Source organism: Acinetobacter sp. A22 (assembly GCF_030913345.1).
Taxonomy (GTDB): Bacteria; Pseudomonadota; Gammaproteobacteria; order Pseudomonadales; family Moraxellaceae; genus Acinetobacter; species Acinetobacter junii.
On sequence record NZ_CP133162.1, the window covers coordinates 1,373,809 to 1,390,251 of the forward strand.

15 protein-coding genes and 2 pseudogenes are annotated in these 16,443 nt (G+C 37.7%); 6 read left to right on the top strand and 11 right to left on the bottom strand.

Annotated elements, in window-relative coordinates:
- Nucleotides 1-89 precede the first annotated feature (89 nt).
- Both Q9Q86_RS06855 and Q9Q86_RS06860 read left to right on the top strand, forming a co-directional pair.
- Nucleotides 90-473 (top strand): DUF2237 family protein, encoded by a 384-nt coding sequence (locus Q9Q86_RS06855; RefSeq protein ID WP_004911941.1) that lies wholly within the window; start codon nt 90-92, stop codon nt 471-473.
- Entirely contained in the window at nt 473-1,066 is a 594-nt protein-coding gene (locus tag Q9Q86_RS06860) for a nucleoside triphosphate pyrophosphatase (RefSeq protein WP_112987063.1), read from the top strand. Before Q9Q86_RS06855 ends, Q9Q86_RS06860 begins: the two co-directional genes overlap by 1 nt.
- A gap of 40 nt (nt 1,067-1,106) precedes the next feature.
- Here Q9Q86_RS06860 and Q9Q86_RS06865 read toward each other — a convergent pair.
- Nucleotides 1,107-2,597 (bottom strand): annotated as a pseudogene (locus Q9Q86_RS06865) (SmvA family efflux MFS transporter).
- A 126-nt stretch (nt 2,598-2,723) separates the two neighbouring features.
- Here Q9Q86_RS06865 and Q9Q86_RS06870 point away from each other — a divergent pair.
- Both Q9Q86_RS06870 and Q9Q86_RS06875 read left to right on the top strand, forming a co-directional pair.
- Nucleotides 2,724-3,308, top strand: coding sequence for a TetR family transcriptional regulator (locus tag Q9Q86_RS06870; RefSeq protein WP_112987064.1), 585 nt, complete (start codon nt 2,724-2,726; stop codon nt 3,306-3,308).
- Complete coding sequence (locus tag Q9Q86_RS06875) at nt 3,305-3,820, top strand: GNAT family N-acetyltransferase (RefSeq protein ID WP_112987065.1); 516 nt, start codon at nt 3,305-3,307, stop codon at nt 3,818-3,820. The genes Q9Q86_RS06870 and Q9Q86_RS06875 overlap by 4 nt, the downstream gene beginning before the upstream one ends.
- Before the next feature lie 90 nt (nt 3,821-3,910).
- Here the strand turns inward: Q9Q86_RS06875 and cpaB are convergent, their stop codons facing one another.
- From cpaB to Q9Q86_RS06900, 5 genes are all read right to left on the bottom strand, one after another.
- Nucleotides 3,911-4,534, bottom strand: coding sequence for a metalloprotease secretion chaperone CpaB (gene cpaB, locus Q9Q86_RS06880; RefSeq protein WP_112987066.1), 624 nt, complete (start codon nt 4,532-4,534; stop codon nt 3,911-3,913).
- A gap of 13 nt (nt 4,535-4,547) precedes the next feature.
- The gene (gene cpaA / locus Q9Q86_RS06885; RefSeq protein ID WP_112987067.1) at nt 4,548-6,326 is read right to left on the bottom strand and encodes a metalloendopeptidase CpaA; all 1,779 of its coding nucleotides are present in this window, start codon (nt 6,324-6,326) and stop codon (nt 4,548-4,550) included.
- Between the two features lie 365 nt (nt 6,327-6,691).
- Nucleotides 6,692-7,945, bottom strand: a complete 1,254-nt coding sequence (locus tag Q9Q86_RS06890; RefSeq protein WP_112987069.1) for a serine hydrolase — start codon at nt 7,943-7,945, stop codon at nt 6,692-6,694.
- A gap of 79 nt (nt 7,946-8,024) precedes the next feature.
- On the bottom strand, nt 8,025-8,879 hold the full coding sequence (locus Q9Q86_RS06895) for a MaoC/PaaZ C-terminal domain-containing protein (RefSeq protein WP_004962709.1): 855 nt from the start codon (nt 8,877-8,879) through the stop codon (nt 8,025-8,027).
- A gap of 67 nt (nt 8,880-8,946) precedes the next feature.
- Nucleotides 8,947-10,338, bottom strand: a complete 1,392-nt coding sequence (locus tag Q9Q86_RS06900; RefSeq protein ID WP_004911977.1) for a 3-oxoacyl-ACP reductase — start codon at nt 10,336-10,338, stop codon at nt 8,947-8,949.
- Between the two features lie 224 nt (nt 10,339-10,562).
- Between Q9Q86_RS06900 and Q9Q86_RS06905 the strand changes: the two genes are divergently transcribed.
- Complete coding sequence (locus Q9Q86_RS06905; protein ID WP_004954925.1) at nt 10,563-12,089, top strand: acetyl-CoA C-acetyltransferase; 1,527 nt, start codon at nt 10,563-10,565, stop codon at nt 12,087-12,089.
- A gap of 77 nt (nt 12,090-12,166) precedes the next feature.
- Here Q9Q86_RS06905 and Q9Q86_RS06910 read toward each other — a convergent pair whose 3' ends face one another.
- The 4 genes from Q9Q86_RS06910 to Q9Q86_RS06925 form a co-directional block, all read right to left on the bottom strand.
- On the bottom strand, nt 12,167-12,520 hold the full coding sequence (locus tag Q9Q86_RS06910; RefSeq protein ID WP_099948828.1) for a hypothetical protein: 354 nt from the start codon (nt 12,518-12,520) through the stop codon (nt 12,167-12,169).
- Between the two features lie 109 nt (nt 12,521-12,629).
- On the bottom strand, nt 12,630-13,418 hold the full coding sequence (locus tag Q9Q86_RS06915) for a glutathione S-transferase N-terminal domain-containing protein (RefSeq protein ID WP_004911986.1): 789 nt from the start codon (nt 13,416-13,418) through the stop codon (nt 12,630-12,632).
- Nucleotides 13,419-13,430: 12 nt separating this feature from the next.
- Nucleotides 13,431-13,943 (bottom strand): ribonuclease E activity regulator RraA, encoded by a 513-nt coding sequence (gene rraA, locus Q9Q86_RS06920; protein ID WP_004962721.1) that lies wholly within the window; start codon nt 13,941-13,943, stop codon nt 13,431-13,433.
- A gap of 12 nt (nt 13,944-13,955) precedes the next feature.
- Nucleotides 13,956-14,621 carry an NAD(P)H-binding protein gene (locus Q9Q86_RS06925; RefSeq protein ID WP_004911991.1) on the bottom strand — a complete coding sequence of 222 codons (666 nt, stop codon included), beginning with the start codon at nt 14,619-14,621 and terminating at the stop codon, nt 13,956-13,958.
- Nucleotides 14,622-14,834: 213 nt separating this feature from the next.
- Here Q9Q86_RS06925 and rpsT point away from each other — a divergent pair, with 213 nt between their 5' ends.
- On the top strand, nt 14,835-15,101 hold the full coding sequence (rpsT, locus tag Q9Q86_RS06930; RefSeq protein ID WP_004639414.1) for a 30S ribosomal protein S20: 267 nt from the start codon (nt 14,835-14,837) through the stop codon (nt 15,099-15,101).
- 110 nt (nt 15,102-15,211) lie between these two features.
- Here rpsT and Q9Q86_RS06935 read toward each other — a convergent pair.
- Nucleotides 15,212-16,423: pseudogene (locus Q9Q86_RS06935) on the bottom strand (TagA domain-containing protein); the annotation flags it as partial.
- Nucleotides 16,424-16,443 lie beyond the last annotated feature (20 nt).

Below are 16,443 nucleotides of genomic sequence, written 5' to 3' on the forward strand. Positions count from 1 at the left end.
AAAATAAAGGTGAGTTTTTTTGCAGAAAAGCTGGCGAAAGCGTCACTTTTGATTATGATAAACATCGTCATTAAATCTATATACATATTATGTCTATACATCCAGATCCTAAAATTAATCGTTTAAATGTACTTGGTGAGCCTTTAGCGAGTTGCTGTTACGATCCGATAACTGGATATTTTCGCAATGGTTTCTGCCACACAGCGATCACCGATCTAGGTCAACATACCATGTGTGCTCAAATGACCTCAGATTTTTTGAACTTCTCTCAAAAAGTTGGTAATGATTTAATTACACCATTACCTGAAGTAGGCTTTCCTGGGCTAAAACCTGGTGATTTTTGGTGTATATGTGTGACTCGTTGGGTTGAAGCTTATCAAGCTGGGCATGCTCCACCTATTAAGTTAAATGCCTGCCACAATGCCGTTCTACATTACGTACCACTGAATGTTTTAGTGGAATACGCAGTTTAATGAGCAATATTGAATTAATATTGGCATCAAGCAGCCAAACACGTAAAGATTTAATGGATCGTTTACGCTTGGATTATCGTTGCATTTCACCAGATATTGATGAATCGGCTAAAGATGAAATTCATGCTGATGATTTAGCAAAACGTTTAGCTTATGAAAAAGCAAAAGTTATTTCACAGCAACATCCCAATGCGATTGTGATTGGTTCTGATCAAGTCGCATGGCGTGAACATAACCCATCTGAGTTTATTGGCAAGCCGCTATCTATTGAAAAAGCAATTCAACAGCTCCAATTAAACTCAGGAAAAACTGTTTTTTTCAGTACGGCGCTTAGTGTTCAACACCTAAATTCAGGTTTTGAGACGACACTGGTTGAACATTATCAAGTTAAATTTCGAGAGCTCACATTAAACGAAATAAAACGGTATATTGAAATTGATCAGCCTTTAAATTGTGCTGGTAGTTTTAAATGTGAAAGCTTGGGTATCAGCCTATTTGAAAAAATGATTGGTGATGATCAAACCACTTTAATGGGACTACCAATGATTCAACTTTGTAAGATATTACGAGAGCTTAGAATCAATGTTCCTTAAGAGTTCCCTTATCCAAGCTTGCTTTGGATAAGGGTGATTGCTAATCATCAATTGCGATTACTTTCTTTGGCAATGTAAACAAAATAAAAATCGATAAAATCAAAAACAATAAAGCAGCGACATTCAATACTGAACGATGCGATTGACTGAATGCCTGCTTCGCAGCTGTAATTACATGATGAGCAATCGTGGAATCTAATTGCTTAGCAGCTTGAACTGCCTCACCAATCGAACTGCTCACCTGTTCAATCATGCTATGCGGTACATTAGTTGGTAGCATAATCGAGTTTGCGTAGAACCATGAAAGCATCAAGCCGAAAAAGGCAATTCCTAAACCTGCACCCAGTTCATAAGCCATACCCTCAATCGCTCATGCAGCTGTCGCTTTACTTGGTGGAACTGAAGACATAATCGCAGACGTTGAAGCAAGTAATGCAATTTCTACACTCAGACCTAAAACAACCATCCATACCCATACCTGTATTTTTGTTTGCATAAAATCAGTATTGGCTAAACCCCACAAACTTATTGCACTCATCAACATACCAATAGATGCAACTGAACGTAGACCGAAACGATTGACCAACATACTTGCGATTGGACCACCTAAACTAATCGCAATCATGAAGGGTAAAATAAATGCCCCTGCTGCCAACGGCGAAAGTTGATAAACAAATTGAAGTTCTTGAGAGATGAGCAACTCAAAACCAACCAATGCCATCATGGATACAATTGCCATAACTACGCCCGTTGCAATGACAGGGTGTTTAAACAACTCAATATCAATCATTGGGGATTCTGATCGCAACTGTTTTCGAACAAACCAAACCAAAAGACCCAATCCAATCGCAAAAATCAATACAGTCCAAATTGTAAATCCATACATGACCGATTTAACTGCATAGATCATACTCAGAATTGCAACCACCAAAATAATCGCTTGGAGTAAATTTAAGCTTTGTTTCGGCTGCCCTATCTGCTTCGGTATGATGAATACAGTGAAAATGAGGACGGTAAGCATAATTGGTAGATTGATCAGAAAAACCGAACCCCAATGAAAATGTTCTAATAAAAACCCACCTAATAGCGGTCCAAAAGCAGCTCCTCCACCACCAACAGTTGCCCAAATACCCAAGGCAATATTACGTTGTTTTTCATCAAGGAAAGTATTGCGTACTGCAGATAAAGTTGCAGGTAAAATCATTGCAGCCCCAACTGCAAGTAACCCACGTGAAACAATTAAGGCAAAAGCCGTCGAAGAATAAGCTGCCGCTAGTGAAGCAAGACCAAATAAAGTTCCACCAATCATCATTAGACGTTTATAACCTATTCGATCACCTAACGCCCCCATTGGCAAAATTAGACCAGCCATGACCAACGAATAGATATCAATGATCCACAATAACTCGTTGGAAGATAAAGATAGAGACTCGCTTAAAGTTGGAGTCGCTACATGTAAAACAGTTGCATCAATCGACACAGGAAGATAGATCAAAACAACGATTGCAAGAATTAACCACTTGCTGGACATAAACGCCTCCAAATTGGACATATGTTCAAATTTGAATAATTGTAGATTATTTTGAACACTTGTCCAAATTATAAATGTACGTTAATTTGTATGAGCTTGTGAAATCAACTCTAAGGTTTTGGAAATATGGCTTATTTAAATAAAGATCAACGTCGTGAAATGATTTTGCAAGCTGCAATGAACGTTGCTCTGAATGAAGGCTTTTCTGCGATGACTGTGCGTCGCATAGCTACTGAAGCTCAAACATCAACAGGTCAAGTACACCACCACTTTGCTTCGAACTCACATTTGAAAGCCGAAGCATTTGTTAAGCTAATGCAACAATTAGATGAAATCGAGACCCAAGTAATTACTACTAGCTATCTACAACGCGTCTCCTTACTACTCGGTTGTGAAAATATTGAACAAGTTCAACCCTATTTAAGATTATGGAACGAAGCCGAAGTTTTAATTGATCAAGATATTGAAATTAAAAATGCTTACAATATTGCGATGCAAGATTGGCATACTTCTATAGTCAACATGATTGAAGAAGGTAAAGCAGCTCATGAATTTTCCTTCACATCAAAAAGCCAAGACATAGCTTGGCGATTAATTGCTTTTGTGTGTGGTTTGGAAGGTATATATAAACTAGGTCTGAATGGTCTAAATGATTTAGACTTTAAACGACATACTGAAGCTATTTTGCAAGCTGAGTTATTCAATAAATGAATTTCGAATTACCAATATTACATAGCCCAAGAGTTAGCCTATTTGTATTTCAAATAAAAGACTTAGTAGATATTTACCCTTGTATAACTAAAACATTGACTCGTTATATGTCATGGGAACCTGCTGAGAATTTTGAAGCATTAGAACAAATTGGACAGCAATGGGTACTAGCAGAATCTAAAAATACAGATCATCACTTTGTTTTGCGTTGCAAAGAGACTCATACTTTTATTGGACTGATTGGCGTACATCGCGTTCATACAACTACACCTGAACTGGGTCTTTGGATACGAGAAGACCATCATGGTCAAGGATATGCAAAAGAGGCTCTTTTTGAAGTTTTTCGATGGGCTTCTCAAAAAATACAACCTGAATATTTCTTATATCCTGTTGCTATTGATAATCATGCGAGTCGAAAACTTGCGGAATTTTTGGGTGGAGTAGTAACGGGTAAAAAGAATGAGAAAAAATATCAAGCAGTGATTTATCATATTCCTCCCCATTCAAGCTAATTAAGTTAAAACTAACCACTACCTGTCCTTAGAAGGTTTTCAAAGAAGTAGACTTAAGAGTAATGAGTTAAGCAAGGTAATATGGTTAAGTTAATGATCATGCGCATGTAACTCCTCATCTTCTACCCCTTGATCCATACTTTGAACAACACCTTGGCCATTTTTTATTTCCGCAGTGTAATTGCCTTTATCGCTATATATTTGAATAATCGTATATTGATCTTTTTGACTCTGCGTAATCGTAAAATAATTTCTCTCAGGGCTTCCTTGATTAAATTGACCGCGCCAACGCAAAATATCATCATCTACTCTCTCAATTTCAACAATCTTGCCTTCTCGGTTAACACCATATTCAAGCATTTGAAATTTAACAGTATCACCAACATTTTTAGTTTCGATAATATTTTGATTATAGGAGATCATCATCCCTTTACCGCTTTTCGCTAGAGGTAATGCCTCACTATTCTTTAAATCTTGATCTTGAATCTCATGAAATAAAACCGTTTCAGTTTTCACTTTTGCTAAATCAGCAGATGACAGCTTCAAATCTTTGCGGGCATATTCACCATTCGCCACAGAGGTTTTTGAATAACTTTTATCAGGGTTTATATTTTGGGCAGATGCTGTTGCTTGGTCTGGCTTTAAGAAAAATACCAAACCCACAGCCACGACTAGCGTGACTGCAAGCAAAAGTAGAATATTTTTATTTTTCATTCAAAATAACCACTTAGTTGTATTGGGAAATACGGATAACATTTGTATTGATGACACTTACCGCATCTTTCACACCCTCTTCGCCTAGACGAACACCATATTTCGGATTATATAAATATGGACTAGAGTAGAAGTTTAGGTTATTTCCACCTAATGCCGTACTTCCCAATGGATGTGTAAATCCTGAACCAATATTAGTTGAGTCACCATGATAGATACCCAAGTTATGTCCAACATCGTGACGCATCGCAGCAACTGAACAATCTGCAACATCATTTGCACCAATCATATTGTAAGAACTAGCATTGATCCAAGCCCAACCACACCCACCAGCACCTGGTTCATTACCTTGATAATAAACCCCATCAGCTAATACACGTTTACGCTCTGACTGAACTGTTGTATCAGAACGCCCTACACTGATCGCATCTAGTAGAGATGCAGCAGGAATCTTATAAGTGATGTAGCCAACCTCACGTAGGTAGAACTTAGCAGATGAGTTTTCAGCTGTTAGATTGGTTAAATTTAAACCCTCGATCAAACGTAATTTGGCTGCACTTTCTCCTAAAATTGTTGTGACTTCAGGACTATTAACCAACAACATATCTACGACATAACTGTCAGCAACCCAACCTTGACTAGTATAACCAAAACGTCGGTTTTCACCATTTTTAATCGTTGCAGAAAGACCATTCGCTGCTACAATAAAACTATTCGAATCAGCCGTAGAGCTCACAATCACTTTATCACCTACCTGTGCATAGCTCGGCAGATTCAATGTTTGCTTCCAATTTGTATTAGAGATTTTTACCTTTAAAGTTGGCTCAGTCATACTAGGTAAAATTGAAGGAACAGTTGTATTTGCATCGATTGTTTTGATCGGAGATGACATTAATACCCAGTGTGCTCGATCACTCACGTACATAAATTCATACTGATCCCCTTTTTTCAAAGTTAAGGTAGCTGCAGTATTTACATGAGTATTTGCGATTTTTGCTGACCAAGTCGCTGAGGACTTAATGACTACACGATCTCGATCATTTGCAGTTGATGGTAGCGTGAAGTTTGGAACCCAATTTGCATCACCAAAACTTACTTCAGTTAATGGTGAGGTTACACTACTAAGCGAACTACCAATATTCTTCACATTTAATTTCAATGGCTTAATATATTCAGGCACCCATTTTTGTAATGCTGAATTGTACTTAAACCAATATTCAGTGCCTTTATTTAAGTTAAAACTGCTCGGGAAAAGTAAATTATCTTTTGCTAACTGTGATGGATAGCCAGCAGTTGAAGTAATTTGGACCAAAGTGCCATTATTTACGTTCGAAGGTAATGCAACTGTGCCTGCCCACTTACCATCAGCAATAAGCACATGCTGAATTTTTGCTGTTGAGAGTGCAACTTGCTCATATTGTGAACCACTTACTGGGCTAACTGTGGTGAGCTGGACTAACCACTTCTTTAAGTTTGCATCGTATACAAATTGAAAACTATCACCACTTTGGATTTCTAATACTTCAATCGGCAAATTGGTATTCGATGTATCTAAATAACTTTTATAAGCTGCACTTGATTGAATCGTCACTTTATCAAGATGGTTAGCAGTCGTCGGCAAATAAACATTTTTTACCCAATTTCCATTCGACAATACAAAAGTTAAGTCACTGTATCCGCTTGGGATATTACCTGTATTGTTAATCTGATTTGGAGATAAAATTGTTGATACATACACGGCAGAAGCAGCTATCATCCCAGCAAAACAGATGGCTTTTAATCCAAATTTCATATAATAATCCTTTTTGTGTTTTTTTTGCACGATCAACAATATCAAAAACCAACCACACCAATTAAGTTTATTTTTCACTATATAAACATATATATCATAAACTTATTTTGAATATATTTTTATATTTTTTGCATATACGTTCAAATTTACTTCAAAAACCTACAATTAATGCAAGCTTAACTTGATTAATTAGGACTAAATCTAAAATCATAAAAACAATGTCTAATACCGCACACGATGCAGTTATTTATTAAGTTTTATTTAACAATTATTAATTATAAGCAGCCATACTTTATGATTGAAAATGAGTTGTTTTCTAAGAGAAACTAGAAGCAGCTTTATGTTCTAATAATAAAAAAAGGTGGTTAAAACCACCCTTTTCTTCCTTTAATCACTGCATCTGCACAGCGTAAAGCTTCTTGGCTTAGCCCCCACAAACGATAATCTCCAGTTGCGGAGGTAATATTAAAATTATGCGTATAAGCAAAACTAAGCTCTCGATCTGAATCACACCAAGCACCAGAACCATTAAAGCCGACATGTCCAAAGCCATGTGGTGCGCGTTTACCCATCGTCAAAATACGATGATAACCTAAACGCCAGTGCATCGGAATTGGCATAACACGATCTCGTGAAGTGGTTTGAACTGAACTTAACTGCTCAAATACACCTGGGCGAATCAGTTGCTGATTTTTCCATTGTCCTTTATTTGCAAGCATTGCATAGACTCTAGCAAGGCTATTCGCTGTGAATACGCCATTTGCTGCTGGAATAACAGCTTGCAATCCTTCATCACTATAAAAACTAAAATTCCGCATACCTTTTGGAATCATGGCATCCTGAAAATCTTGCGGGCTTTGACCAGATAATTCTAATAATTTTTCAGACAATGAGGCTTTACGTGGTTGCTTGTCTTTTTTGGAATGAGGTTTAGCTGATGTTGCAGGTTTCGGTCTTTCCAATAAGCGAGCCACTCGACTTAATTCACTAGTCGGAGTTCCAAAATAAGCACCATCTAATTCAAGAGGTTGGACTAGATAACGTTGCATCAACCAACTTAAAGGTTGCTTGGCTGCTTTCTCTATTACACCACCAAGAATCCATCCATAGGTTAATGGTTGATAAGCATAACTTTGTCCTGCTGCAAATCTCGGTGTCGCAGCAGCTACAACATCTAACATATGTTGCCAATCGAGCATTTCTATTGCGGTCTCGATGAGATTACGAATATCAAATAAACCAGTTTGATGCGAAAGGACATGACGTAAGGTAATATTTTCTTTTCCGTTTCGAGAAAACTCAGGCCAATATTTTGCAATTGGCTGATCATAGTCTAATAGACCTTCACTGACCAAAATATGTGCAAGAGTCGCTAGAATTCCTTTGCCCGTTGAATAACACATTGCTAAAGTATCAGCTTGCCAAGCTTCATTTTGTGATTTCTTACCAGTAAAAATATCAACAACTTTTTGACCTTGGAAATACACAACCAAAGCAGCTCCGCCTTCATGGCTTCGAGCATCTTGGAATCGGCTAAATTGAGTTGCTAAATCTTTGAATCGTTCATCAACAGTGCCATGGTAGTTTTCAGTATTGGCAAAAAGAAATTCTTTAATCAAAGCACACATCCTTATAATATTATTTTTAAGAAAATCTCTCCTGCGAACAGAAGAGATAGATCTCAATGAAAATTACATCTTAAATTGCTTTTACAGTCCCAGCGACATGAGGTTTTTTCGATTTCACGTTACGGATCAGGAAATCAGTTTGCTTAGCATCTGTAGCAGTTAAAAATTCAACTGTAGATGGTAAGAACATAGGCAATTTAAACCATACATCCGCTTCATAAGCATCTGGAAGTTGAACGTTCGCCAAAGCTTTTGCTTTACTCCACATCCCGTGTGCAATCGCTTGTTTAAAACCAAATGCTTTTGCTGTAACAGCATGGATATGGATCAAGTTAAAATCGCCAGAAATCATCGCATAACGACGACCTGTATTCTCAGAGATATTCCATTCAGCTTGAGGTTGATATGAAGGTTCTTGAGCTTCTTTAGATTTTTCAGCAGCTTTTTTCTCAACCTTTTGACGAGATAAATAAGTCGTTAAGCTTTCCATCACCACTTCGCTACCTACTTTTGCAGTCGTGATAAAATCAAACTGCAAACCTTTATCGTGTGGTTTAAGCTCACCAAATTTGCAAGAAAGCGTAATTTGCTCATTCACACCGATTTTACGAGTTTGTTTAATTTGGTTACGGATATGAACCAAACCCAAAATTGCAAATGGAAATGCTTCACTGGTCATCATATGCATTTGTAAGCTTTGAGATAACACAGCTAAGTAAATTGCTGGTACGAAACCATCATTTTTGAAACCACAAATTTCGTTATAGCTTTCTAAATGTTTCGTATCAATTTTAAGAGTATCAACCACGTATTCAACTTGTGGTAATACTTTTTCGCCTTTTGGCTTTTTAAAGATAAGACCTTGAATAACTTTTGGATAAGCTAAGTAAGGCTTTGGTAATTCACTAAAATGACGAGTATTCATAGTTAACCTTTTGATATTTTTCTATAAAAAAGGGATGCTATCGCACCCCTCTTCAAAACCCTAATGCTTAAGCACCTAGTAAGCTTTGACCACATACACGCACAACATTACCCGTTACGCCTGTTGAACCCGTTGAAGCAAACCATGCAATCGCTTCAGCTACATCGACTGGTTGACCACCTTGGTTCATTGAGTTCATACGACGACCCGCTTCACGAATCGCAAATGGAATCGCAGCTGTCATTTGAGTTTCAATGAAGCCTGGTGCTACAGCATTGATCGTAATACCGTTCTTCAAAGTTGGTGCAGTAAATTTAACCAAGCCAATTACACCTGCTTTAGAAACAGCGTAGTTTGTTTGACCTAGGTTACCAGCGATACCACTGATAGATGATACACAAACGATACGACCATTTGCATTTAAACCATCATTAGATAGTAAGTAATCATTAACACGCTCGATAGCAGATAAGTTAATGTTAATCACTAAATCCCAAAGCTCAGGCTTCATATTCGCCAAAGTTTTGTCACGTGTAATACCAGCATTGTGAACAATCACGTCCAAACCGCCCTGCTTCGCAGCAGCAGTTTTGATTTTTTCACCTGCATCAGCAGCAGTAATATCGATTGCTAATACTGAACCACCAATAGAACCAGCAACACGCTCTAAGTCAGCTTGTTGTTGTGGAACATCTAAACAAATTACATGCGCGCCGTCACGTGCCAATACATTTGCAATCGCTTCTCCGATACCACGGCTTGCACCAGTAACTAAAGCAGTTTTACCCGCTAAAGGTTTAGCCCAATCTAGGTCAACATTATCTGCTTTAGATACACGAATCACTTGACCAGAAACGTATGCTGAACGAGGAGAAATTAAGAAACGTAAAGTTGATTCAAGATTTGCTTCAGCGCCTTGATCAACATAAACCACTTGAGCAGTGATACCTTTTTTGAATTCTTTACCAACAGACTTGATAAAACCTTCAAGTGCACGTTGCGCAATTGCTTGTTTTACAGTCTTAGCTGTTTCAGGCGTTGTACCAATTACAATCACACGGCCAGAATTTGAGATTTGACGAGCGATTGGATTAAAGAAGTTGTACAACTCTTTTAATTGTTCTGAATTTTGGATACCAGAAGCGTCGAATACAACTGCTTTAAATTTAGACTCTTTATCATCTGCATTTAAAGGGCGAAGATTTAAACCAACTTTTGCAGCTGTTTGTTGTAATTCAACATTATTACCTACATAGCTGTCTGCATGGATATTGCTAAGAATTTGAGCAATAGAAGCAGAAATCGTGCTTGAAGGTGCTGCGCCAAGCAATACTGCACCATTTACAACTGGTTGCGCACTTTCAAAACGGTCTAGAGCAGCTGGCGATGGCAAACCTAAATTTTTTACAACAAATTTACCCAAAGGAGATTGTGTAAATGCTTGGTATTGATCAGTCATGATTATTATCTCTCATACAAATGAATTTTTTTCAAACATTTATGACGTGTTGACCTTAGAACACAAAATCAATGTCTGATTGACTCGTAGCAAATCATACTTGAGTTCATGTCATGATGTCTTGACCTGAATGTGGTCTAAAGCGTCATTCTAGTCAATACAGCAGTATTTGAAATATGCTAATGTTATAGTGAGAATATCGCAATTATGCTTGGAAAAGCCTTATGAGCAAAACAACTCAAGAAAATCCAGCAGTCGAAAATTCTGCTCAAGAGAATGTGTCAAATACATCAAAAGCAACTTCTACTACACGTAAAGCTGCTAACACAACTCCTAAAGCAGCTAATACGACAACTAAAACGACTCGTACTCGTTCTACCAGTCGTAGTTCCAAAAGCACTGCTTCTTCAACATCTACTAAAGCAGCTTCAGCTAAAACAACCAAACCTTCTGTTCAACAGGATAAAACCATGAGCCAAAACACCGTTCGTCGTGTAGCCATTATCGGCGGTAACCGTATTCCTTTCGCTCGCTCTAACGGCGCATATTTCACAGCTTCAAACATCGATATGTTTACAGCTGCGTTAAACGGTTTGGTTGAGCGTTTCAACCTACAAGGCCAACGCTTAGGTGAAGTTGTTGCAGGTGCAGTATTAAAGCACAGCCGTGACTTCAACATGACACGTGAGTGTGTGTTAAATACTCAACTTGCTCCTGAAACTCCAGCTTGTGATCTTCAACAAGCTTGTGGTACTGGTTTGCAAGCAGCATTCCAAGTAGCAAACAAAATTGCTTTAGGTCAAATCGAAGTAGGTATCGCTGGTGGTGTTGATACAACATCTGACGCTCCAATCGCTTTCGGTGATGGTTTACGTAAAGCATTGCTTGAACTTAACATTGCTAAAACTGGTAAAGATCGTTTAAAAGCTTTATCTAAAATCAATGTTAAAGATCTTATGGATGCACCTAAAAATGGTGAACCACGTACTGGTTTATCTATGGGTGATCACCAAGCAATTACTGCTCTTGAGTGGGGTATTGCTCGTGAAGATCAAGATGCTTTAGCTGCAGCTTCTCACCAAAAAATGGCAAAAGCATACGAAGAAGGTTTCTTCGATGACTTAATTACTCCATTCTTAGGTTTAAGCCGTGACAACAACTTACGTGCTGACTCTACTGCTGAGAAATTAGCAAAATTAAAACCAGTATTTGGTAAAGGCGAAGCTGCAACGATGACAGCGGGTAACTCTACCCCACTTACTGATGGTGCTTCATGTGTACTTTTAGCTTCTGAAGAATGGGCTAAAGCAAATGGTCACGAAGTTCTAGCTTACTTAACTTTCTCTGAAACAGCTGCAGTTGATTTCGTTGGCAAGAAAGAAGGCTTATTGATGGCGCCTGCTTATGCAGTTCCACGTATGCTTGAGCGTGCTGGCCTTAAACTTCAAGATTTCGATTACTATGAAATCCATGAAGCATTTGCATCACAAGTTCTTTCTACTTTGAAAGCTTGGGAAGATGAGAAATTTTGTAAAGAGCGTTTAGGTTTAGATGCACCTTTAGGTTCAATTGATCGTAGCAAGTTAAACGTTAAAGGTTCTTCTTTAGCTGCTGGTCACCCATTCGCTGCTACTGGTGGTCGTATCATCGCGACTGCTGCGAAAATCTTAAACCAAAAAGGTTCAGGTCGTATCTTAGTTTCGATCTGTGCTGCTGGTGGTCAAGGTGTAACTGCTATTATTGAAAAATAATTGCTAGATTACCCACAAAAAAGCTGAATCATCTGATTCAGCTTTTTTTATACTACTATTCATAAGGACATATTGGCTTATCTTGGTCTTTGAAATTTCACATAATAATCATTCAAAATTTTGATCATTTCTTTGAACTCTTTGAGATTTTCTTCTGTATTCCCCAAACGTTCTACAAAACGTTGCGAATGAATTTCTAAATCAATTTTTTCATTTATCTGTGGACTGATTTCAAACAACTTTGCCAAATCATCAAAGTGATCTAATTTTCGATTTGAAAAATACTCCAGACGAAAACACAGTTCATTCAGTTTTACACCCTTCAATATAGCACCACACTCCTTATCAAAGGTTAAAGCATGCTCTTTCAAAAACAATTGTTCTGGTGTCTCTTTTGAGCTTTTGAATAAACTAGATAACTGACTGAACATTAGTTGATCACATCACAATATTAACCAAAGTATTTAACCTGTAAAACAATCATGAGTGCAACAACCAAATGATAAAAAAAGCACCTTCTTGAAGGTGCTTTTTCAATATTTATTGTCCGTACTGTTTCTTTAGATACTCAACAATTTTAGCTGATTCAAACATTTTCACACCCGTGTTCGGATCAACCAAATATGGAACCTGAATATCACGCCCCATGATTTCAACAGTCTTTTCACGCTTACCATTTGGTAGTGGAATATATTTCCCCGGTTTTAAACGCAAAATCGCAGGACCCATATCTTGCCAACGCTCTTTCGGCACATTGTGCAACACATAAGGCAATTCTAATTCACATAATACTTCACGTACTAAACGCGTATACGGACTAGCTTCAAAACTCCATAACTCTAAAAGCTCTGTTGGCGCTGGGCGATTAATAATTTTCTTATTAATCCAAACACCACGAGCTGCATTTGCAACAGTAGCCAAAGTCGATACATACGGCAATTTAGGATAATGACTATATTTTTTTGGAGTTTGTCCCGTTTTTCCATAATGCTTAAATAAATGATGAATAATGTCTTGTGATTCGTATAACTGATCACCTGTATTTTCATCAATTAAAAATGGAAACTGCTTTTTCCCACCTTTTTGCTTTACGATTTGACGGTATTTTTCACCACCTTTCGGACATGGATAGATTTCAACATCCAAATTCAGAAGCGTAATAACTTCACGAACACGTCGGCAAAATGGTGAACCTTCAAATTCATATAGCTTGATTGGTTTTTCAGGCTGATTCGGAAATGGTGTTCCTGACACACCACGCCCACCTTCGATAAGTGTTGCAGCTACTGATTGTAAAACTTTAAACTGATGGCTTACCATTTTAAGCATACTGTTATCCTTTTAGCAGTCGACTAGTTTTTCTTTGGCAATCACAATTCCGTTATTATCTGCATAGATATAATCCCCAGAATTAATGGTCACACCACCAAAATACAATGTGATGTCTACTTCACCTATGCCCTTACGATTACTTTTTTGCGGTATTGCAGCCAATGCATGCACACCCAGGTCTAATTCCGCAATTGCATCGACATCACGTACACAACCGTAAATTACCACCCCATTCCAATGGTTTTTTACAGCCGAATCAGCAATTAAGTCCCCCATCAAAGCACAACGCATTGATGCACCCCCATCAACAACCAAGACTTTACCCGTACCATCGGTCGCTAAAAGTTCTTTAACACGAGAGTTATCTTCATAACATTTAACGGTAACGATCTGACCGCCAAACGTCTTACGTGCGCCGTAGCTCTTAAAAAATTTACCATCCATGCAAGGTGTTACAACTTGCAACTCTTTATCTGGATTATCATCTAATAAGTCACAGGTAACGAAAGATACTGTTGTCACAAAAGTTCTCCTTTATTGGGTCTGCTGAATCGCTAAATTATCATATAGTTTAAATGCTGCTGTTTGTGTTTGAGCCGCAATCACCATAGTATGCGCCAATTGTTCTGCACTGATAGGCTTATATTTAAACGGCTTAGTCCACGTTTTTTCTACAAGCTTAAACAGTGTTTGCGCTGTATCTTCCAATAAACGAACTTCGCTACGTTTTCCAATCAACAAAGAAGGCTGAAAGATCGATAACTTATAAATTGACAATTTTTTTAAATAATCTTCTAACTGACCTTTTACCTTATTGTAAAAAATCGGCGAATTAGCATTCGCTCCAAGCGCACTAACAATTAACAGATGAATGTTTTTATCTTGAATTAAATCTGCAAAATGCGCATTAATTTCATAATCAATTGCATAAAATTTATCTTTAGAACCAGCCTGTTTGATCGTACTTCCCAAACAGCTAAAAGCATGGGTAAAACCATTTACATCTTCGTCATTAAGTAATAAAAAATCTTCAAGAACGAACTGCGTCACTTTAGTATAAGCATCTAATTTATCAGTTTTTTTACGAACAACCACCGTGATTGATTCAAAGTCATCAGACGATTGTAATTGTTCAATCAAAGCCAAACCGACTAAACCTGTCGCACCAATAATAATTGCCTTCTTCGCACCTATTTTCATTTTTATTTCGCTCAAGTTATCACTTGGACTAATGTAACGTTTTCTTGCAAGATAATCACCTGTTAAATGTACTTAAAAGTATCACAAGGCTTGACTTCGGGGCTTAGTTTCCTCAAAATATGGCACTTGTTTACGGGCTGGTGAATGTTGCTAATATTTTATTGGTTTTAACTTCAGCCCGCCCAGACCAACTTATTTTCAAGGAGTGCACGAGTGGCAAACTCTGCTCAAGCTAAAAAACGTGCTCGTCAAAACGTTAAAGCACGTAAACACAACGCAAGCTTGCGTTCTATGGTTCGTACTTACATCAAACGTACTGTAAATGCGATCGCTGCTGGTGATTATGCTGTAGCTTCTGAAGCTTACAAAACAGCTGTACCTGTAATCGACCGTATGGCTGACAAAGGCATCATCCACAAAAATAAAGCTGCTCGTCACAAGAGCCGCTTAAACGCTCAAATTAAAGCATTAGCTAACTAATTTGTTGCACATAAAAAAGCCCGATTTTCGGGCTTTTTTATTGTCTCTTGATTTTCAAATTTTATCAAAACAGAAAGAGGCAGATCTACCACCCCTTTCTTTTGTGTAAGCTATTCGTTTAATCCAAATACTTTTGTCGTTAATACTAAATTCTTAGCCGTTAGACCTGAAAGAATCAAACTATTATTAGCAGTTGGAATCGTCCATTTCTGGTTAGCTCCTCCTGTACAACGATAACGAATTAAACGTGCGCGATTATTCGTCAGATAGCCACCTTCCAAATCGAAGCATTGATTAGCCTGCTTAATCGCTTGAGCACTCATATCAGTAGTCCAAACTTGATTAGCTTGGTTGTTACTGCAAGGCTGTAAATTAATCACATTACCCGAAGTAGTTGCTAAGCATTGATCTATATATTTTTTGCTGTGAATTTTTCCTAATGCATCGTAAACCCATTTTTCTGAGTCATCGCCTATACAACCCGAAGCACCACTAATAAATGCATTGAATTGACCATTTTCAAGTTTTTCAGCTTTCAAACAATTTGTTCGATTCATTAAACTCATCGCAGAGCCTAAATTAAAATCACTTTTCAGTTCTAGCTTATCTAGGAAAACATGAAAAGCGTTAACTGCATCAGAATTTAGATTCACTAAATCAGAGCGATATACATTCATCCAGCGATTCAAACGATACAGCGTGTTTTGCTGTTGGGTATAACGATTCATTTCGCTTTGCGCTGCAATCGAAAGCTGATCTTTGAATTTTTGATATGAATCGAACAACAATTTATTATCAGCTGACAAATTCACCACGGGTGTTGTAGCATTTTCCAAAAGGGCTTGCTCAAGTACTGGAAGTTCAATTTGTTTTAATGCTGAATACCCAACATTTTTACCAATTTCTGCATAAGGTGAAATTTGTACATTGTTTGCTGGAATCATTATTGTTGAAAGTAAAACTGCTTTTTGATTGGCTTTTCTACAATACAAATTTACTTGCTGTGGTGATTCACTTTGAGCCACATTGATATGGAACTTATTGGCATTACTATTCGTATTCATACGTTGAGGTGCTAGAGCAATATTTTGCTCATTTGATGCGAATCGAATATTTAACCAACAGCTTGCCGTAGAATCATTTGGATTGATTTGAGACAAGTTAAACACATTACCCCAATTCCCTCTTGCTGCTGGATAAATTAAACCCACTTGATTCACAGGATCATATCCACCCAGAATCGTATAAACAGGAACACCGAATAATCTTGGCTTTAAGTAATTCCCATCAGCTGTGTTGTACCAAACATTTCCAGAGTTCGGTATGAACCGTACCGGGTTTG

Coding starts and splice junctions, on each gene's coding strand:
- Q9Q86_RS06855 (WP_004911941.1), top strand. CDS start 90: ATGTCTATACATCCAGATCCTAAAATTAATCGTTTAAATGTACTTGGT.
- Q9Q86_RS06860 (WP_112987063.1), top strand. CDS start 473: ATGAGCAATATTGAATTAATATTGGCATCAAGCAGCCAAACACGTAAA.
- Q9Q86_RS06870 (WP_112987064.1), top strand. CDS start 2,724: ATGGCTTATTTAAATAAAGATCAACGTCGTGAAATGATTTTGCAAGCT.
- Q9Q86_RS06875 (WP_112987065.1), top strand. CDS start 3,305: ATGAATTTCGAATTACCAATATTACATAGCCCAAGAGTTAGCCTATTT.
- cpaB (WP_112987066.1), bottom strand. CDS start 4,534: ATGAAAAATAAAAATATTCTACTTTTGCTTGCAGTCACGCTAGTCGTG.
- cpaA (WP_112987067.1), bottom strand. CDS start 6,326: ATGAAATTTGGATTAAAAGCCATCTGTTTTGCTGGGATGATAGCTGCT.
- Q9Q86_RS06895 (WP_004962709.1), bottom strand. CDS start 8,879: ATGAATACTCGTCATTTTAGTGAATTACCAAAGCCTTACTTAGCTTAT.
- Q9Q86_RS06900 (WP_004911977.1), bottom strand. CDS start 10,338: ATGACTGATCAATACCAAGCATTTACACAATCTCCTTTGGGTAAATTT.
- Q9Q86_RS06905 (WP_004954925.1), top strand. CDS start 10,563: ATGAGCAAAACAACTCAAGAAAATCCAGCAGTCGAAAATTCTGCTCAA.
- Q9Q86_RS06910 (WP_099948828.1), bottom strand. CDS start 12,520: ATGTTCAGTCAGTTATCTAGTTTATTCAAAAGCTCAAAAGAGACACCA.
- Q9Q86_RS06915 (WP_004911986.1), bottom strand. CDS start 13,418: ATGCTTAAAATGGTAAGCCATCAGTTTAAAGTTTTACAATCAGTAGCT.
- Q9Q86_RS06925 (WP_004911991.1), bottom strand. CDS start 14,621: ATGAAAATAGGTGCGAAGAAGGCAATTATTATTGGTGCGACAGGTTTA.